Below are 17,909 nucleotides of genomic sequence, written 5' to 3' on the forward strand. Positions count from 1 at the left end.
GGATTCGCGACCATGAAGACGGCGCGGAAGGGCGACATCACGCAGCTGTTCGAGCTCGGGCGCTCCGAGGGGGACGGGAAGGCCTCCGCCGCTCCCCAGGGCCGCAACGGGAGCCAGAGCGCGGTGGGCCGCCGCTTCGGCGACCTGATCCTGGCGGATGGCCTCGTCACGCAGGAACAGTTCGAGCAGGCGCTCGCCGAGCAGAAGAAGACCAACGAGAAGCTGGGCGAGATCCTCGTGCGCCTGGGGCTCATCACCGAGGAGCAGCTCGTCCACTTCCTGTCGCGCCAGTACGGCGTCCCCGAGGTCGCGTTCCCGGAGAAGATCGCGCCCGAGATCATCAAGCTGATCCCGGCGCGCATCGCGCGGAAGTACGGCGTCGCGCCCATCGGGCGGACGCTCGGCTCCGTCACCCTCGCCGTCGCCGACCCGACGAACCTCTCGGCGCTCGACGACGTCGCGTTCATGACGGGCCTCAAGGTCGTGCCGGCGATCGCGTTGCCGTCCATCATCCGCCAGGCGATCGAGCACTACTACGAGAAGGCGCCGTCGACGATCGCCGACGCGCTCTCGGACGTCGAGGCGGAGGCGGCCGAGATCGAGCTCATCGAGGGTCAGCAGACCAACGCGAGCGTCGACCTCAACGCGCTGCGGTCGTCGGCCGACGAGGTGCCCGTCGTCCGGCTGGTGAACTCGATCCTCCTCGATGCGATGAGGCGGGACGCCTCCGACGTCCACATCGATCCGGGCGACGGGACCCTGACGATCAGGTACCGGATCGACGGCATCCTGCACGAGGTGATGGCGCCGCCCAAGCGCGTGGAGGCGGCGCTCGTGTCGCGGCTCAAGATCATGGCGAACCTCGACATCGCCGAACGGCGGCTCCCGCAGGACGGGCGCATCAAGCTCCGCCAGCATGGCCGCGAGATCGACTTCCGCGTCTCGATGGTGCCGTCGATCTTCGGTGAGAGCGTCGTGCTCCGGATCCTCGACAAGCAGGCGCTGAAGGCCGATCTGAGCCAGCTCGGATTCGAGCCCGCCGCGCTGGGCGAGTTCCAGAAGGCGGTCAACGCCCCGCACGGCCTGATCGTCATCACCGGACCGACCGGCTCGGGCAAGACCACCACGCTCTACTCGGCGCTCAACACGATCAACGCGAAGGAACGGAACATCGTGACCGTCGAGGACCCCGTGGAGTACGAGCTGGCGGGCGCGACGCAGGTCCAGGTCTGCGACGAGATCGGCCGCACCTTCGGCGCCGCGCTCCGCTCGTTCCTCCGTCACGACCCCGACGTCATCCTCGTCGGCGAGATGCGCGACCAGGAGACGGCGCAGATCGCGGTGCGGGCGGCGCTGACGGGCCATCTCGTGCTGAGCACGCTCCACACGAACAGCGCCGGCGAGAGCATCTCGCGGCTGACGGACATGGGCGTCCCGCCCTTCCTCCTCTCCTCCTCGCTCCGCCTCGTCGTGGCGCAGCGGCTCGCGCGCAAGGTGTGCTACGAGTGCCGGGAGCCCTACGAGCTGGACGAGGAGAGCCTCATCCAGTACGGCCACACGCCCCTGGGCCTGGGTCGGCGCACCGTCTACAAGGGGAAGGGCTGCGCGACCTGCCACGAGACCGGGATGAAGGGGCGGGTCGCCCTCTACGAGGTGCTTCCGGTCACGCCGGAGATCCGCGGCCTCGTCCTCAACAGCACGTTCGCGGGTGAGATCCAGGACGTGGCGGCCAAGCAGGGCATGAAGACGCTGCGCGAGGCCGGCCTGCTCAAGGTGCTCCAGGGCGTCACGACGGTCGAGGAGGTCCTGCGCGTCACGAGCGAGTAGCGGGGGACCGCGCCAGCGCGTGTTTGACACATCCCGGCGGCACGCCTAGAATCGCAAGCACCTCATGACGTCGAACGCGGACGACCTCGCCCGGCATCTCGCCGAAATCACGGAGCGATTCGGGACGCTGGCGGCCGTGCTCGGCCAGGCGGCGCGCGAGCTGCAAGTCTCGGGGACGCTGCCGCCCGAGGCGCTGGCCGAGGCGCTCGGCGCCGCGCGCCGCGAGTTCCTCGAAATGCGCGCGGGCATCCTCGAGGCCGCGCGCGCGCTCTCGATCAACGCGCCGAGCGCGGCCGAGCTCGACAGCATCAAGAAGCTCGAGCCCCTGATCCGGGCGGTCATCGGCGCCATCGCCGTGGAGGAGACGCGGCAAGCGGCCGGGGAGGCCAGGAAGCGCGCCCTGGCCGTGCTCGACCGTGTCCTCGCGGTCACCCACACCGACGATCCCGGCTTCGCTCCCCTGGTGCAGTGTCAGGCGAAGGCGAAAGAGCTCCGGCAGATCGTGAACGACCCGAAGACGCTCGAGACGGCCAACCCCGCGGCCATCGCCGAAGGCGCCGCGCCCTTCGCGAACCTGCTCACGCTGATCGAGGGCCGCGAGCAGCTCGATGACGAGCGCTTCGCCGCGCTCGAGGACAGCGTCAGTCACGCGTTCGGGCGCCAGATCGCCGTCGTCGCCACGCGCGGCAAGCTCGTGGTCGCGGGCGCCGCCACGGCCGCGCCCGCGCCGCCCCCCGCCGGGCGACCCGCGCCGCCGCCCAGGGCGGTCGCGGAGGCCCCGCGCCCGGCGGCGTCGCCCGCCGCTCCGGCTCCGCCGCCGCCCCCGCTCGTCGTCCAGGAGGTCGCGGTCACGCCGCGGCCTGTCAAGGAGGACGCGGGCGCCGCGCGGGCGGTGGAGCAGGCCGCCCAGGACGAAGCGGCGCAGTGGTGGGTCTCCGCGTGGGCCCGCTGGACGAGCTGGAAGAGCTCGATCTCGTTCAACGACGCGGTGAAGCAGGAGCTGCAGAAGTACTCCTACATCCTGAGCGTGCCGATCCAGAAGAGCACCGACTACGAGGAGGGGCTTCTCGCGTACGGCTACTCGATCCTGCTCGAGTTCGCCGAGAAGCAGAACCCGGGGCTCGTTAACAAGGCGCTCAACAGCCTGAAGACGTTCGCGCCCGGCCCGGGGAAGTCCGTCGGCACGCACCTCTACGACTTCCTCGTCACCGAGGGAAGGCTCGTCGAGCTCTACCCGGAGTTCGTGAAGAACGTGCTGGTCGCCGCGGTGCCGGAGCCCGGGCTGTGGACGCAGGCCCGCATCCTCGAGTCCACCGTCGAGACCCGCGTGTTCACGCATCCGACCCCGCGGATCGGCGACACCGAGCACAACTCACAGCGCCTGACGCAGGACCGGCAGCGCTTCACCGACCACCGGTTCCAGGTCGCGATGGCGCCGCTGACCGCGCGCTTCTTCGCGATCGCCGGCGACCTGCGCGAGCCGCGCTCGATCGACGTGAAGCTCGTGGACGGACGCAGCGACTCCGACCAGGCATGGCTCCTCACCATGCCGCCCGCCGGACGCGCCGACCTCAAGTCGGAGCTCCTCCGGCTGGCGCCGGAGGGCACCTCGGTCCCCGGTCTCGGGAGGGACTACGCGACGCTCTGGGTCGCCGTGTTCAACACGGAGACCGCCGCCGAGAAGAAGTACGAGCTGGCGCTCGGGCTGCGGAAGGAAGGGGCGGCGAAGCCCGCCGCGACGTTCAGGTCCGCTCGGGCGTAACCCTCAGGCCTTCGGGCGCTCGGCGGCCTTCGGCGGCTCCCCCGCCTTCGCCGGCTCGGCGGCCTTCGGGGGCTCGCCGGGCCTCGCCGGGTGATCGCCGCCGGGGGTGCGCTCGAAGGGGCTCTTGCGCGGCGCGATGCCGAGCTTCGCGGCGACCTGGCCCATCGCCTGGGTGATGTCGTCCTTTTCGACGCGAAGCTGGTGGTTCTCCCGCCTGAGCTCCTCGACCTCTTTCTTCAGCTTCTCGACTTCCCTCTCGGCCGCGGCCGCCCGCTCGTTGACGTGCGTCTCGCTGGCGAAGAGCTCGGGCAGGAGGGTAAAGAGCTGCCTGGTCTCCTCGATCCACTTGGTCACTCGCTCACGGGCTTCGGCAGCCATTGTCGCGTCCAGGCTCCTCGCTTGCCCCTCGGGGCTCGTGCAAGGAGACTAGCACCGAGGTTCCGCTCTTGGCAACCTTTGGGTCACCGCCGATAGCGCGTCTCGAAGAGCAGCACCCCGTGCGGCGAGCGGTACGGGCCGTGGCGCATGCCGGGCGGCCGGCAGGCGTACATCCCCGCGCTGAACGTCCGGCCCTTGCCGAGATCGATCACGGAGCCCTCGAGGATCCAGACCTCCTCCCAGAAGTCGTGGGCGATCGTGTCCGGGGTTTCCGTGCCTGGCGCCATGCGGAGGAGGCGTGTGACGTCGCCGGACAGTGGGTCACGGCTCAGGATTTTCTCCTCGATCCCCGGGCCCCCGGCGCCCGTGTCGGGCGAGCCCGCGACGGGCCGCCACGGCAGGTCGTCGGGGCGGAAGAACTCGAGCTCGGGCTTCGGCACCCTCAGGGCTTCTTGGGGAGCGCCAGCAGGTCCTGGACGAGCTTGCGGGCCGCCGGCTTGTCCCAGTCCCGCGGGCCCACCATGCGGGCGATCAGACGCCCCTGGCGGTCGACGAGGTACGCGGTCGGCGGGCCGAAGACGCCATAGGCCTTGCCGGTCACGTCACCCCTCTCGTCCAGCAGCACGGGCGCGACGTAGCCGCGCTCGGCGACCGTGCGCCTGACGAGCGCCGGATCCTCACGGAAGCTGATCAGCCGCACCTCGAGCCCCTGCTTCCTGAGCTCCCCGTATAGCCGGTTGACGGAAGGTAACTCCTCCCGGCAGTCCGGTCACCACGTGGTCCAGAAGACGAGGAGCACCACCTTGCCGCGCAGGTCGGCGAGGGTGACGGTTTTCCCTTGGAGGTCCGGCAGGGCGAAGTCCGGCGCGGGCTTCGGCGGGTCGTAGCGCTGGATGCCGAGGCTCGCAAAGTCCGCCGCCGCGGCGCCGGCGGCGAACGCCAGGAGCGCCAGGACGAGTGCGCCCGCGCCGAGGCGCCGCGCCATCAGGCGCCCGATGCCTTGAAGGCCGCCAGGACCTCCTCAGGGTTCAGGAGATCGAGCGCGTTGTCCTGGATCTTGATGTACTTGACGATGCCGTTCCGATCGATGATGAAATAGGTGCGCTTCGCGTACCGGAAGATCGGGCTCTTCTCGTCCGTGACCATCGCGCCCCACACCGGCAGCATCTGGCGGCGGAAGTCGGACAGGAGGAGGTGCTTGATCGGGTTCTGCTTGGCCCACCCGGCGAGCGTCGCCTGGTGGTCAGCGCTCACGCCCACGACCTGGGCGCCCGCGGCCTCGAACTGCGCGTGGAGCGCGTCGAAGCCGAGGATCTCCTTCGTTCAGGTGGGGGTGAAGGCCTGGATCACGGTGTACAGGACGACCGGGCCCTTGGCCGTGAGCTCGGAGAGCTTGACGGGCTTGCCGTCCACGCCGAGCAGCGCGAAGTCGGGCGCCTTCTGGCCCACCTCGAGCGCGCTCGCGGCGCCGGCGGAGACCAGGACGACGAGCAGGCCCCAGAGCAGGGCGTGCACGACTGAACGCTTGGATCGCATGGGAGGCCTCCTTGGGCTGACTACGGGATGAACGGCCGGCGCCGTCGCCGGGTTCCCCTCACATCATCGCTTGCCGGTCAATTCGCGCCGCACGAGCGCGGCGCCCGCGGCCAGCCCCGCGAGCTTCTGGTTGCACATGTACCGCGGCGACCAGCCGAAGCCGCAGTCGGGGTTGACCGTGAGCTTCTCCGGCGGGCAGACCTGGAGCACCCTGCGGACGCGGCGCGCCACGTCCTCGGCCGTGTCCTGCGCGAAGCCCTTGACGTCCACGACGCCGGCGCCGAGCTCGCGCCCCTCGCCGTACCGCTTCCAGAGATCGAGCTCGGCCAGCTCGCGGCTCGCGAACTCCAGCACGAACTGGTGGGCGCGCGATTTCAGGATCCCCGGGAAGTAGGGCTCGTAGGTCCGCTGGAAGCGCGAGCGACCGAACCGGTTGCCGAAGCAAACGTGGAAGGCGAGCTTCACGTCGATCCCCGCCGTGGCGAGGTTGAACAGGCGCGCCATCTCCTCCCCGGAGACGTTGCCGCGCGCCGGCTCATCGATCTGGATGAGGTCGGCGCCCGCGGCCACGAGACCGTGGAGCTCCTGATTGATGACCTCGGCGAAGCGCTCGGCCACGTCCACGACACCCGTGTAGACCTTGCCCGGATGGATCCGCGAGCCGAACGTCAACGGGCCCGCGCACGTCGCCTTGGTGTGCCGCGTCGTGTGCTTCTTGAGGTACTCGAACTCGCGCACGATGCCGAGCCCGGCGGGGGGCGTCTCGATGCGCCCGACCGCCTCGTAGCGCGTCTGCTGGTCGTACCCCCAGGGACCCGCCTTGCGCCGCACGGGGAGCGGCTCGATGCCCTTGATGATCGCGTAGTACGAGTCAACGTAGCCGTCGAGCCGGCGGACCTCGCCGTCGGTGAGGATGTCGATGCCGGCGGTCTCCATGTCGCGGACCGCCGTGTGCACGGCGTCGTCGAGCATCTCGTCGAGGTCGCCGGGCCCGAGCTCCCCCTGTTCCCAGGCCTTGACGGCGGCGAACCACCAGCCCGGCCTGCCGTGGGAGCCCACGACGGCGGTCGGGATCAGCGGCAGCGTCATTGGAGCGGGGCCCGCGAGGCCGGTGGCACTCGGGGCGTGCCCTGTTCCAGACGCGTGGCGGCTCCGTTCAGCATGGCGCGTCTCATTCCATTCATCGTGGCGCGCCCCCGATTATCCGCAAAACGGTCGGGTCGCGCCAGGCGTCGTCGCGCGAGCCCGCGAAGACGATCTCGCCGCGCTCGATGACGTAGAGGCGGCTGCCGTACTCCGGCACGTGGTGGATGTTCGACTCGGCGATCAGGATCGAGCGGCCGAGGCGCGTGATCTCGGCGATGCCCTCGGCGACGGCGGGAATGATCGCCGGGGAGAGCCCCTCGAACGGCTCGTCGAGCACGAGCATCTCCGGGTCGAGCGCGAGCGCCCGCGCGATCGAGAGCATCTTGCGCTCGCCGCCGCTCATCTCGGGGCCCCGGCGGGCGGCGTAGCGCCGGAGCCCGGGGAAGACGCGGTACGCGAGCTCGATGCGCTCCGCGGCGGGCCGCCCGGCCGGCCGCGTCCACGTCGAGATCTCGACGTTCTCCGCGACCGTGAGGGCGGGGAAGATGGCGGAGTCCTCGGGCGCCCAGCCGAGGCCGCGCCGCGCGATCTCGTGCGGCGGCCGGCCGTGGATCGGCTCGCCCCGGAACGTGATGCGGCCGCCGCGCGGGGCCAGGAAGCCCATGATGGTGCGGAGCGTCGTGGTCTTGCCCGCACCGTTCCGGCCGACGAGGCAGACGACCTCGCGCGGGCCCACCTCGAGCGAGACGCGCCGGAGGATGTGGCTCGTCTGGATGAAGACGTCGATCCCCTCGACGGCCAGCATCGCGGCGGCGCTCACCGGGCGCCCGTGCGGCGTCCGATCACCGTGTCCACGACGCGCCGGTCGGCCTGGATCGCCGCGGGCGTGCCCTCGGCCAGCACGCGGCCCTCGTGGAGCGCGATGATGCGGTCGGAGTAGCCGAACACGATGTCCATGTCGTGCTCGACCTGGAGGATCGCCGAGAGCCCGACGCGCTGCGAGGCCGAGACCAGGATCTCCATGATCGCCGTCTTGTCCGCGGTGCTGACGCCGGAGGTCGGCTCGTCGAGCAGGATCATCTCGGGCCGCAGCGCGAACGCCGACGCCACGTCGAGGAGCTTCTTGTCCCCCTGCGGGAGCTGCCGCGCCGGCGTGTGGCGGCTTGCCGCCAGGCCGAACAGCTCGGCCACTTCGAGCGCGCCCTCCTGCACTTCGCGGTCGTCCGCGAGGGAGGCCCAGAAGCGGCCGCCGCGGCGGAGCCGCGCGACGACGGCGGCCTGGAGCGTCTCGAGCACGGTGAGCTCGGGGAAGACGTGGACGAGCTGGAAGCTGCGGGCCATGCCGAGGCGCGCGAGTCGCACGGGGCCGAGGCCGGTCACGTCGCGGCCCTTGAAGGTGACCGTGCCCGCGGTCGGCGCGACGACGCCCGTCAGCACGTTGAGGAGCGTGGACTTGCCGGCGCCGTTCGGCCCGATGACCGAGACGAACTCGCCCGCGTCGATCGCGAGGCTCACGCCGTCGAGCGCGCAGAACCCGCCGTAGAGCTTCCGGATCCCCTCGGCGCGGAGGATCATGCGCGCGCCGCCTCGATCGGCCGGCGCCGGGCGAAGAGCCCCATGAGGCCGCCCGGCGCCCGGATCACGATGACCGCGAGCAACGCGCCGAAGATCAGCCGCCAGTACGGGACGACCGACATGACGAAGTCCTGGAGGTAGATGAAGACGAACGCGCCCAGCACCGGCCCGAAGAAGCTCGAGAAGCCGCCCAGCAGCGTCATGAACACGAGGTTACCCGAGTGCGTCCAGTAGGCGAGCGTCGGGTCCACGTTCCCCGTCGGCGGGCCGAGGAGTGCGCCGCCGACGGCCCCGTACACCGCCGAGATCATGAAGGCGAGCCAGCGGTAGCGCGTGACGCCGAGGCCGAGGGTCTCGGCCTTCGCCGGGTTGTCGCGGATGGCCCGGAGCGCGAGGCCGAACGGCGAGTGGACGACGCGCCACATCGCGAGGGCCGCCAGCACGAGCACCGCGAGCGCGTAGTAGTAGTACGGGCCCACGAGGTAGTCGGTCTTCGAGATCGCGTCGAGCCGCTGGCCGAGGAGGGCGGGTCGGAGGAACGGCATCCCCTCGTCGCCGCCGGTCAGCCGGTAGAACTTGAGCACGAAGGTGTAGAAGACCATGCCGAAGGCGAGCGTGAGCATGCCGAAGTAGATCTTCACGTAGCGGACGCAGAGGGCCCCGACGGGGGCGGCGACCGCGGCGCCGAGCACCGCGGCGGCCAGGAGGATCGCCTCCATCGAGCGGATCTTGACGACGCTCGTGAGGAACGCGCCCACGTACGCGCCGATCCCGACGAACAGGGCGTGGCCGAACGAGACGAGACCCGTGTAGCCGAAGAGGAGGTTCAGGCCGAGCAGGATGACGGCGTAGGCCATGAACGGCAGCATCAGCAGCGCGTAGTAGGTCGGGACCAGGAGCGGCGCCGCCGCCACGCCCGCGAGCGCCAGCGCGACGGCCAGCGGGCGCCTCACGCCTCGGCCCGCCCGAAGAGCCCGCGCGGCCGGAGGACGAGGACGCCGATCACGATCAGGTAGATCAGCAGCATCTCGAGCTCCGGGTAGACGGAGATCGCGATCGCGCGCAGGACGCCGACGACCAGCGCGCCGACGAACGCGCCCCGCATGGAGCCGAGGCCCCCGATGACGACGACGGCGAACGCCTCGACGATCAGCTCGACGCCCATCTCGCTCATCGCGGCCGTGGCGGGGATGACGAGGGCCCCGCCGAGCGTGCCGAGCGCCGTGCCGAGCGTGAACACCGTGGCGTAGAGCCGACGCATGTCCACGCCGAGCGCCGCGGCCATCTCGCGGTTGTCGGCGGCCGCGCGGATGATGCGGCCGAACGCCGTCCGCGTGAGGAGCCAGCCGATGCCCAGCGCGATCGCGAGGCTCGCCGCGATGACGACGAGATTGTAGACGGGCACGGTCGCGCCCAGGACGCTCACGCGCCCGTAGGCGAGGTAGAGCCCGGACGTCGAGCGCGGTGAGGGACCCCACGTCATGCGGATCGCGTCCTCCATCATGAGGACGACGGCGAACGTGAGCAGGAGCTGGAAGGTCTCGTCGCGGTCGTACACGAAGCTCAGGAGCCCGCGCTCCACCACCAGCCCGACGGCGCCCACCGCGGCGCCCGCGAGCGTGAGCGGCACGATGAAGAGTCCGGGGGGCCCGCCCGCGTCCGCGTACCAGCCCACCGCGGAGACGCCGACGTAGGCGCCGAGCGCGTAGAAGGAGCCGCAGGCGAGGTTGAAGATCTTCTGGACGCCGAAGACGACCTGCAGCCCCGCCGCCACGAGGAAGAGGATGCTCGCGTGGAAGACCCCGCCGAGCAGAACGCTGACGACGTGCGCGGTCAGAGCTTCCAGGAGTTGATCCAGTCGAACAGCTTGGCCCCGGCGGGCTTCATGGCCCGCTTCGTGGACACGACCTCGACCGGGCTGATCGTCACGAAGTCGTAGGCGTTCTTGTGCGTCGTGATCCCCTGGTAGAAGTTGCACATCTGGACGTGGTCCTCGCGCCAGCTCCGGCGGCCCGAGAGCGACTCGATCTCGATGCCCTCGAGCGCCTTGACGACCTGCGCGCTCGCAGGCCACTGCCTGGCCTGGCCCGCGGCCTTCTCGACGGCCGCCTTGTACGACTCGGCGCAAAAGTAGGCGTGGTCGCACTCGTAGGGTGGGTACTCGTTGTACTTCGCCTTGTACTCGCGCACGAACTGCTTGAGGAGCGCGGAGCCCTTCGGGTCGTCGAAGTACATCGTGTTGTAGCCGAGGAGCAGCCCCTCGGGGGTGAACTCCTTCTTGAGCGAGTCGTGCACGCCGCCGGCCGTGGTGAAGACACCCTTCATGGTCCTGAACAGGCCGACCGCGGTCGCCTGCTTCATGATGATCGTGGCGTCGCCCGACCAGAACGAGCACATCAGGAGGTCGGGCTTGGCCTGCTGGATCGCGGCGATGTGCGAGGTGAAGTCGGTCACCCCGAGCTTGGGGAAGAGCTCCAGGACGAACTTCACGTCGGGGATGTAGCGCCGCAGAACGGCCTGGTAGGACTCCCAGCAGTCGTGGCCGTACGAGTAGTCGTTGCCGATCCCCGCCACGGTCTTGATCCCCTTGAAGTACTTCGGCGTCAGGAGCCCGGCGACGATCGCCTCGACCTCGTTGTCCACGCTCTTGAACGCCCACTTCGGGCTGGGCATGGTCTCGTCCACGCCCTTCTGCGTCGTGCCGTCCCACGAGAGCCACGGGGTCGCGAGGTCCTCGGCCACCGGGCCGACCGCCAGCGTGACGCCGGTGGAGATGCCGCCCAGCACGACCTCGACCTTGTCCTGGAGGACGAGCTTCCGGTAGCGCTCCACGGTGTCCTTGGGGTTCGACTCCTCCTCGACCACGAGCTGCACGGGCCGCCCCAGGATCCCGCCGGCCGCGTTGACGCGCGCGGCCCACCACTCGGTCGCCCGGAGCCCCGCGGCGCCCACGGGCGCGGCGATGCCCGCGCGGATGGCGAGGACGCCGAGCTTCACGGGCGCGCCTTGGGCGCGCGCGCGGCCCGGGTCGAGACCGGCGCCGGCCGCGACCGCGGCGCCGCCCACGAGCTTCACGAAGTTCCGCCGTGTGGTGATCATCGTTGGCCTCCCGTTGGGCTGAGCGACGCGCGCATTCTAATGCGTTCGGGCCGGCGGCCGCTAGGGGCAGGAGTTCGCGGCCCCTTCCGTATATGATAGAAATGTCCTCCATGCATGTACGCTTCTGGGGAACACGTGGGTCCATCGCCGCGCCCGGTCCGAAGACGGCCGTGTACGGCGGCAACACGTCCTGCGTCGAGGTCCGGGCCTCCGACGGCACCGTGATCGTCCTCGACTGCGGCACGGGCGCGCGTGAGCTCGGCCTGCACCTCGCCCGGACGCTGCCCCATCCCATCCGGCTCCACCTCTTCATCGGCCACACGCACTGGGACCACATCCAGGGCTTCCCCTTCTTCGTGCCCGCGTTCCTCCCGGGCGCCGAGCTGAACATCTACGCGCCGCTCGGCTTCCAGCGGAGCCTCGAGGAGGCGATGGCCGGGCAGATGGAGTACTCGTACTTCCCGGTGAAGCTCCGCGAGCTGCGGAGCCGCATCCACTTCACGGAGCTCGACGAGGGGTTCTTCCGCGTGGGCGACGTGCTGGTCGAGACGCAGTACCTGAACCACACCGCGCCGACGATCGGCTACCGCATGTCGTGCGGCGGCGCCACGCTGGCGTACGTGACCGACCACGAGCCCTTCTGGAGCGCGTCGGGCTCCGTCGCGCAGCACCCCGGGGACGAGCGTCACGTCGCGTTCATGCGCGGCGCCGACCTCGTCATCCATGACGCCCAGTACACGGAGGAGGAGTACCGCGGCAAGGTCGGCTGGGGGCACGCGTCCATCGATTACGCCGTGGACGTCGCGCTCGCGGCCGACGTGGGGCGCCTCGTGCTCTTCCATCACGACCCGACGCACGACGACGCGATGCTCGAGCGCATGGAGACGGCGGCCCGCGCCCGGGCCGCGGTGGGCGGCGGCCGGCTCGAGGTGCTCGCGGCGCGCGAGGGGCTCGAGCTCGAGGTGCGGGGCGGCGCCGCCGCGCCCTCCGTGGCGGAGGCCTCGGCGCTCCAGCACCGGCAGATCACGGGCGGCCGCGTCCTCGTCGTGAGCGCGAACGAGAACGAGGTCGCAGCGATCGAGGAGGTCCTGACCGAGGACGGGCTCGTGCTCCTGCGTCTGCCCGACATGCGCGGCGCCCTCCAGCGCGGTCGTGAGCTCATGCCGGACCTCGCGATCGTGGACCGTGAGCTCATGGGTGAGGACGGCGACGCGGCGGTCGAGACGCTGCGCGAGCGCCTCGGACGGCGGAACTTCCCCGTGGTCGTGCTCGCCGACGGCTCGTTCGCGTCGGACGCGATCTATCGCGGGGAGGCCGCGTCCGCCGACTACCTCGCGAAGCCCTTCAGCCCGCCGATGCTGCGCGCCCGCGTCCGCGCGTGGCTCGCCCGGACGCTCATGGCCTTCGACGTCGCGGACGCCGCGCGCCGGACCACGGAGGCGGCGGGCGCGCCGGGCGGCCGCGGCGACGCGCGCGCGCGCTACGCGAGCCTGCTCGCCGCGGTGCCGCTCTTCCGTCCGCTCCCGGCGGAGCAGCGCGAGCTGCTGGCCGCCCAGGCGTCGGAGCAGGTCTTCCCCGCGGGGCACGTGATCATCCAGGAGAACGCGCCGCCCGACCGCCTCTTCGTCGTCCTCGAGGGGCGCGTGCGGATCCTCGAGACCGCACCCGACAATCCCCTCGACGTCATCCTCGGCGAGCTCGGGGAGGGCGAGCTCTTCGGGGAGCTCGGCGTCCTGCGGAACCAGGCGCGCTCGGCGTCGGTCGTCGCGATCGAGCGGACGCACTGTCTCGTGCTCCAGCAGGCCGACTTCCTGCGCGCGCTCCAGGGCTCGACGGAGCTCGCGGTCTCGCTGCTCCGGCTGCTGGCGGGGCGCCTCTACGAGACCGACCGCCGGCTCTCGCGCTACGCGCCGGACGGCGTCACCGGCCTCGCGGGCCGTCGCGCGTTCCACGACCAGTACCGGCGGCTGGCGGCCGTCGCGCGGCGGCGCGGCACCGGCGCGCTGCTGCTCGTGATGGACGTGACGCGGCTCAAGACGATCAACGACCGTCACGGGTACGGCGTGGGCGACGACGTGCTCCGCTGCGTCGCCGACGCGCTCATCGAGGCGACGCGCACGACGGACCTCGTGACGCGGCACGGCGGCGATGAGTTCGTGGTGTTCTTCCCCGACGCCGGGCCGAACGACGAGGCCAACGTGGTGGGCCGCGTTCGCGAGAAGATCGCCGCGCTCGTCGCCAAGCGCGGGATCCCGACCCCCATCCAGGTGAGCGTCGGCGTCGCGTACCGCCAGTCGCCCCCCGAGTCGGCGGACGAGATGCTGCGCGAGGCCGACCAGGACATGCACCGCCGGCGGGCCTAGCCGGCGCGCCGCTCGCCGCTACTTCCGCTTCCGCTCGACGAAGGCCCGGATCCGCGCGCGCGCCTCGGGGCTCGTCCGGAGGGCCGCGCCGTAGGCCTCCGGCTCCCGTCCCCGCTCGCCCTTGCGGATCGCCGCGACGATCTCCTTGGTCGCCGCGAGCCCCGCGCGCGGGGCTCGCGCGACGTCGGCCGCGAGCGCGGCGACGCTCGCGTCGAGCGTCGCCGGGGCGACGACGCGGTTGACGAGCCCCATCCGGAGCGCCTCGCTCGCGTGGACGGTGCGGCCCGTCAGCAGGAGCTCGCGCGCCCAGCCGCCGGGCACGACGTCGAGCAGCCGCTCGATGCCGTAGCCGGGGTTGAAGCCGAGCGTGACCTCGGGGAGGCCGAAGCGCGCGCGGTCGGAGGCGATGCGGAGATCCTGGGCCACGGCCAGCATGAGGCCGCCGCCGAGGGCGTGGCCGTCGATCGCCGCGATCGTCACCTGGGGGAGCCGGCCGAAGCGCGCCATGAGGCGCGCCTGGCGGGTCGCCAGCGCCTCGGCGTCGTCGCCCGAGAGCCCGGCCATCTCGGCGATGTCGTTGCCGGCGCAGAAGGCGCGGCCGCGCGCGGCGACGACGAGGACGCGCGCCTCGTCCATCGCGGCGACGCGCTCGAGCGCCTCCTCGAGCGCCGCGGTGAGCGCCCGATTGAGCGCGTTGAGTGCCTCCGGCCGGTCGAGCGTGAGCCGGGCGACGCCGTCCGCGGCCTCGAGCGCGATCACCTGTCCGACCGTCGCGCGAGCAACGCGAGCGCGCCGACCGCGACCAGCGCCATCGCCGCGGCCGCCGCCGGCCAGAAGCCGGTGCGGAAGAACGGGATCGCGAAGAAGGGCGAGCGCGGCGCGGCCGGCGCGACGCGCCCGTCGAGCAGGCCGTCCACGAGCTCCATCGTCTCGGCGAGGAGGACCTCGGACGCCGCCTTGGCGAACGCGGGGTCGGCGAGCGCGGGATGGCCGACGTAGCCCCGGCCGCCGCCCCGCAGCGGATAGTTCGGCACGAGGCGCTCGGGCCACGAGTAGCGCGCGGGCGGGAGCGTGCGATAGCCGTCGTCCACCAGGTCGGGCCGGAGCATCAGCATCAGCGACGTCTCCCACCAGCCGCCGTGCGCGTCCTCGGCGAACGCGCGCCGCTCCTCGGCGGAGAGCGTCCGGCCGAGCTCGGCCTCGATCCGGTCGAGGTACCGGCCGCGCAGGAACTCCCACGCGAGCCGCCCCGTGAACGACGCCATGACGATCCCGTGGCGCCGCGAGACCGCGCCGGCGGCCTCCTCGAGCGCGGTCAGGTGACCGGGGCCCCCGTGGCCGTTTGCGACCAGGACGTAGCGGAAGCCGGAGCGCGCGAGCGCGTCGCCGTAGTCGAGCACCACGTCACGCACGACGCGCTGGCGCACCCCGACGGTGCCGACCGAGTCGAAGGTGAACGAGCCGAGGTGGAGGGTGGGCGCGAGCACGACGCTCCAGCCCGGGCGCGCGGCCACGAGCCGCTCGCCGACGCGCTGGGCGATGTGCCGCGCGGCGATCGCGTCCACGCCGACCGGCAGGTGCGGGCCGTGCGTCTCGAGCGGGCTCACCGGCAGGATGACGACCGTGCGCGCGCGGTCGAGCGCGTCGAGCGCCGGCGTGGACATCTCGTCGAGCAGGTAGAGGCTCAAAAGGAGCTCCCCTTCGTGGCCGTGAGGTAGTCGGTCTTGGCGCGTTCGAGCTCGGCGACGAGCGCCTGCCGCTCGGCGACGAGCCGCCGCGCCGCGTGCTCGCGGGTGAGCGCGAGCGCCGCGAAGCGGAGCCGGCTCCGCAGGCGCCCCGCCCCCACCCAGTAGCGATACGCGAGGACGCCCGAGACCGGGAGCGAGGCGGCGAACGCCGCCGCCCAGCGCGCCCCCGCGAGGGCCCAGACGAGCCAGATCTCGAGGCCCCAGAAGAGGGGGTACGCGACGATCGAGGCGAGGAAGCGCCACGTCGCGTAGTCCGTCTCCTTGCGCGCCATGCGGCGCGCCACCCAGCGCGGCACCCAGTAGACGAGGAAGTTCACACCGGCGCCGTACACGAAGAACGGGAGGCCGGCGACCGCCTCCCAGCCCCGGCGGATCCGCTGGCGCGGCGCGCGCGGCTCGAGGCGCGCCCGCACCGCCTCGTCCTTCACCCGGTAGACGGCGAGGAGCGCGCGGTAGCTCTGGATCCGCTGCCAGAGGCGCTCGACGCGCTCCGGGTCCCGCGCCTTGAAGTGGTTCACCGCGTCCACGATTGCTCGCGAGAGGCGGACGAGGTCGATCTGCCCCGGCGCGAGCCCGCGCTCCTGCATGAGCTCGCGCGCGAGATCGGTGCGGTAGAGATCCTCGACGGCGCGGACGAGGTCGGCCGCCTCGATGCGCTCGACGTGGACGACCTCGGCCTCCATCGCCCACTGGATCGCGGTCGTCAGCGCTTCGACGGCCTTCACGGGGTCCGCGCGGTACGCGTCGAGATAGGGCGTGACGGGCATGGGCGGGCCGAACGACACGAGCACGCGCCCGCGGAACGACTTGCGCGCCTCGAAGCTCAACCCCACCGGCACGACGCGGAGCGCGCCGGGGTGCGCGGCCTCGAACCCGAGCGCCAGGCGCGCGGCGCCGGTCTTGATGCGCACGACGCGCGCCTCGGCGTGGGTCGTGCCCTCCGGGTAGATGGCGACGAGGCGGCCGCGCTCGAAGGCCGCGTGGCACGCCTCGAACGTCCCCGCGTTCTTCTCCATCTTGTCCGGGTCGTCCTGCTTCCGATAGACCGGGATCGCGCCGCACGCGCCCAGGAAGCGCGCGAGGAGCGCGTTCCGGAAGAGCGCCGCCGTCGCGAGGTAGTGGACCTTGCGCCCGAGCGCGGCGCCGACGAGCAGCGAGTCGATGAAGTTGTTCGGGTGGTTGATGCAGAGGAGCACGGGGCCACCCTCCGGCACGCGCTCCGGCCGGCGCACGTCCACCGACTTGAAGAAGAACCAGAGCCAGAAGCGGGCGACGGCGCGCACGGTCCGGTAGAACCGGTCGGTGTGGTCCCGGGCGGGGGCGGTGTCGAGCGCGATGGTCATGGAGCCGGGCGCTACTCTAGCATCCCGTCACATGCTGTAGAGGCGCCAGACGCCGTCGTCGTCGATGACGAAGCGGACCTCGTAGGACATGGTGCGGCCCTCCTGGCTCCGCAGCATTTCGTAGATCGCGATCCCGGAGTACTGCTCGACGAAGCGGATCGAGGTCAGCGTCGTGTCCACGTCGAGCGCCCCGGCGAGGGTGCGGAAGACGCCCTCGTATTTCCGGCGCGCGCCGCTGTGGACGCAGTCGAGGGCGCCGGCGACGTCGCCGCGGCGCAGCGCGTCCTTGAGGTCGTTCCAGCGCGTGTCGAGGTCGCGCTCGAACTGCGCCCGCGAGAAGACCTCGACGCGAGCGCTGAGGCTGGTCACGCGCCCGCCCGACTCGTGGATGCGGACGGTGAAGTCGTAGCGGCCCGGCTGCGGGTACGTGTGGTCCCTCAGTACGCCGCCGTACGTGGTCTCCGTCCATTCGGCGGTGCCGTCGCCGTCGGCGTCGAACTCGATACGGACGGGATTCTCCACGGGGGAAAAGAGCCACTTCAGCCGCACCCGGAGCGGCGCCGGACCGGTGGACGGCTGGACCTGGAACGGCGGGATGTTCTCGCGCTTGAAGAACTCGATGAGCTCGGCGTCGCTCGGCGGTCCCTTGGCGCTCTGGCGCGCGGCGGCGAGCCGCTCGAGCCACGAGGCCGGCCCGCTGAACGTCGGGCAGGCCGCCGCGGCGCTCGTCGCGCCGGCGAGCGTGAGGGCGAGCGCGGCGACGGCCCACAGGGCGGCGAGGCGCGTCGGCGTCACGGCGCCTTCTGGGCGTAGCGCTTCAACAGCTCCTCGAAGTCGGCCACGGCGAGGCCACGCGCCCACTCGATCCCCTCGGACTCCCGCCCGTACGCCTCGCCCATGTACGTGACCGCCTCGCCGCGCGTCCTGAAGAGACGCCAGAGGTGGCCGGCGCCGCCGCCCACCAGGCGGAGGTGAAAGACGGGATCGGCGGGTGACGAGGGCGCGTACGTGGCGCGCTGGCCGAAGCGGTCGAGCGTGATCCAGGCCACCGCGATCCCGTGCGCCGACACCACCCGCGCCCTGAGCGACTCCTCGCGCGGGAGCGATTCGAGGTCGGAGAGCTGCGGACCGTAGTAGACCGCGACGCGCTCGGCGGGGAGCACGAGCTCCGTCTTGAGCGGCTCGCCGACCG

At 71.7% G+C, this 17,909-nt stretch carries 18 protein-coding genes; 3 read left to right on the forward strand and 15 right to left on the reverse strand.

Annotated elements, in window-relative coordinates:
• Positions 1 to 12: 12 nt before the first annotated feature.
• Both VKG64_04605 and VKG64_04610 read left to right on the forward strand, forming a co-directional pair.
• On the forward strand, positions 13 to 1,827 hold the full coding sequence (locus tag VKG64_04605) for an ATPase, T2SS/T4P/T4SS family (protein ID HKB24316.1): 1,815 nt from the start codon (positions 13 to 15) through the stop codon (positions 1,825 to 1,827).
• A 64-nt stretch (positions 1,828 to 1,891) separates the two neighbouring features.
• Positions 1,892 to 3,589 (forward strand): hypothetical protein, encoded by a 1,698-nt coding sequence (locus tag VKG64_04610; GenBank protein ID HKB24317.1) that lies wholly within the window; start codon positions 1,892 to 1,894, stop codon positions 3,587 to 3,589.
• Between the two features lie 3 nt (positions 3,590 to 3,592).
• Here the strand turns inward: VKG64_04610 and VKG64_04615 are convergent, their stop codons facing one another.
• From VKG64_04615 to VKG64_04660, 10 genes are all read right to left on the reverse strand, one after another.
• Positions 3,593 to 3,943, reverse strand: a complete 351-nt coding sequence (locus VKG64_04615; GenBank protein ID HKB24318.1) for a hypothetical protein — start codon at positions 3,941 to 3,943, stop codon at positions 3,593 to 3,595.
• Between the two features lie 107 nt (positions 3,944 to 4,050).
• Positions 4,051 to 4,407, reverse strand: coding sequence for a cupin domain-containing protein (locus VKG64_04620; protein ID HKB24319.1), 357 nt, complete (start codon positions 4,405 to 4,407; stop codon positions 4,051 to 4,053).
• A 2-nt stretch (positions 4,408 to 4,409) separates the two neighbouring features.
• Positions 4,410 to 4,952, reverse strand: a complete 543-nt coding sequence (locus VKG64_04625; GenBank protein ID HKB24320.1) for a TlpA disulfide reductase family protein — start codon at positions 4,950 to 4,952, stop codon at positions 4,410 to 4,412.
• Positions 4,952 to 5,503 carry a redoxin domain-containing protein gene (locus VKG64_04630; GenBank protein ID HKB24321.1) on the reverse strand — a complete coding sequence of 184 codons (552 nt, stop codon included), beginning with the start codon at positions 5,501 to 5,503 and terminating at the stop codon, positions 4,952 to 4,954. The genes VKG64_04625 and VKG64_04630 overlap by 1 nt, the downstream gene beginning before the upstream one ends.
• Before the next feature lie 63 nt (positions 5,504 to 5,566).
• Positions 5,567 to 6,592 carry a methionine synthase gene (locus tag VKG64_04635; GenBank protein HKB24322.1) on the reverse strand — a complete coding sequence of 342 codons (1,026 nt, stop codon included), beginning with the start codon at positions 6,590 to 6,592 and terminating at the stop codon, positions 5,567 to 5,569.
• A 91-nt stretch (positions 6,593 to 6,683) separates the two neighbouring features.
• Positions 6,684 to 7,409, reverse strand: a complete 726-nt coding sequence (locus VKG64_04640; GenBank protein ID HKB24323.1) for an ABC transporter ATP-binding protein — start codon at positions 7,407 to 7,409, stop codon at positions 6,684 to 6,686.
• Positions 7,406 to 8,164, reverse strand: a complete 759-nt coding sequence (locus VKG64_04645) for an ABC transporter ATP-binding protein (protein ID HKB24324.1) — start codon at positions 8,162 to 8,164, stop codon at positions 7,406 to 7,408. Before VKG64_04645 ends, VKG64_04640 begins: the two co-directional genes overlap by 4 nt.
• Entirely contained in the window at positions 8,161 to 9,117 is a 957-nt protein-coding gene (locus VKG64_04650; protein ID HKB24325.1) for a branched-chain amino acid ABC transporter permease, read from the reverse strand. Before VKG64_04650 ends, VKG64_04645 begins: the two co-directional genes overlap by 4 nt.
• Complete coding sequence (locus VKG64_04655; GenBank protein ID HKB24326.1) at positions 9,114 to 9,938, reverse strand: branched-chain amino acid ABC transporter permease; 825 nt, start codon at positions 9,936 to 9,938, stop codon at positions 9,114 to 9,116. Before VKG64_04655 ends, VKG64_04650 begins: the two co-directional genes overlap by 4 nt.
• A gap of 59 nt (positions 9,939 to 9,997) precedes the next feature.
• On the reverse strand, positions 9,998 to 11,263 hold the full coding sequence (locus VKG64_04660) for an ABC transporter substrate-binding protein (GenBank protein ID HKB24327.1): 1,266 nt from the start codon (positions 11,261 to 11,263) through the stop codon (positions 9,998 to 10,000).
• A 101-nt stretch (positions 11,264 to 11,364) separates the two neighbouring features.
• Between VKG64_04660 and VKG64_04665 the strand changes: the two genes are divergently transcribed.
• On the forward strand, positions 11,365 to 13,626 hold the full coding sequence (locus VKG64_04665) for a diguanylate cyclase (GenBank protein HKB24328.1): 2,262 nt from the start codon (positions 11,365 to 11,367) through the stop codon (positions 13,624 to 13,626).
• A gap of 18 nt (positions 13,627 to 13,644) precedes the next feature.
• On the opposite strand, the gene VKG64_04670 is transcribed toward VKG64_04665, so the two are convergent.
• The 5 genes from VKG64_04670 to VKG64_04690 all read right to left on the reverse strand — a co-directional run.
• On the reverse strand, positions 13,645 to 14,385 hold the full coding sequence (locus VKG64_04670; protein HKB24329.1) for an enoyl-CoA hydratase/isomerase family protein: 741 nt from the start codon (positions 14,383 to 14,385) through the stop codon (positions 13,645 to 13,647).
• A complete protein-coding gene (locus VKG64_04675; GenBank protein ID HKB24330.1) occupies positions 14,382 to 15,314 on the reverse strand; it encodes a creatininase family protein in 933 nt (310 codons plus the stop codon). The genes VKG64_04670 and VKG64_04675 overlap by 4 nt, the downstream gene beginning before the upstream one ends.
• On the reverse strand, positions 15,311 to 16,717 hold the full coding sequence (locus VKG64_04680) for a lysophospholipid acyltransferase family protein (protein HKB24331.1): 1,407 nt from the start codon (positions 16,715 to 16,717) through the stop codon (positions 15,311 to 15,313). The genes VKG64_04675 and VKG64_04680 overlap by 4 nt, the downstream gene beginning before the upstream one ends.
• Positions 16,718 to 16,744: 27 nt before the next feature.
• On the reverse strand, positions 16,745 to 17,512 hold the full coding sequence (locus tag VKG64_04685; GenBank protein HKB24332.1) for a PKD domain-containing protein: 768 nt from the start codon (positions 17,510 to 17,512) through the stop codon (positions 16,745 to 16,747).
• On the reverse strand, positions 17,509 to 17,909 hold a 401-nt coding region (locus VKG64_04690), incomplete at its 5' end, for a hypothetical protein (GenBank protein ID HKB24333.1). The genes VKG64_04685 and VKG64_04690, both read right to left, overlap by 4 nt.

Source organism: Candidatus Methylomirabilota bacterium (assembly GCA_035260325.1).
Classification (GTDB): domain Bacteria; phylum Methylomirabilota; class Methylomirabilia; order Rokubacteriales; family CSP1-6; genus AR19.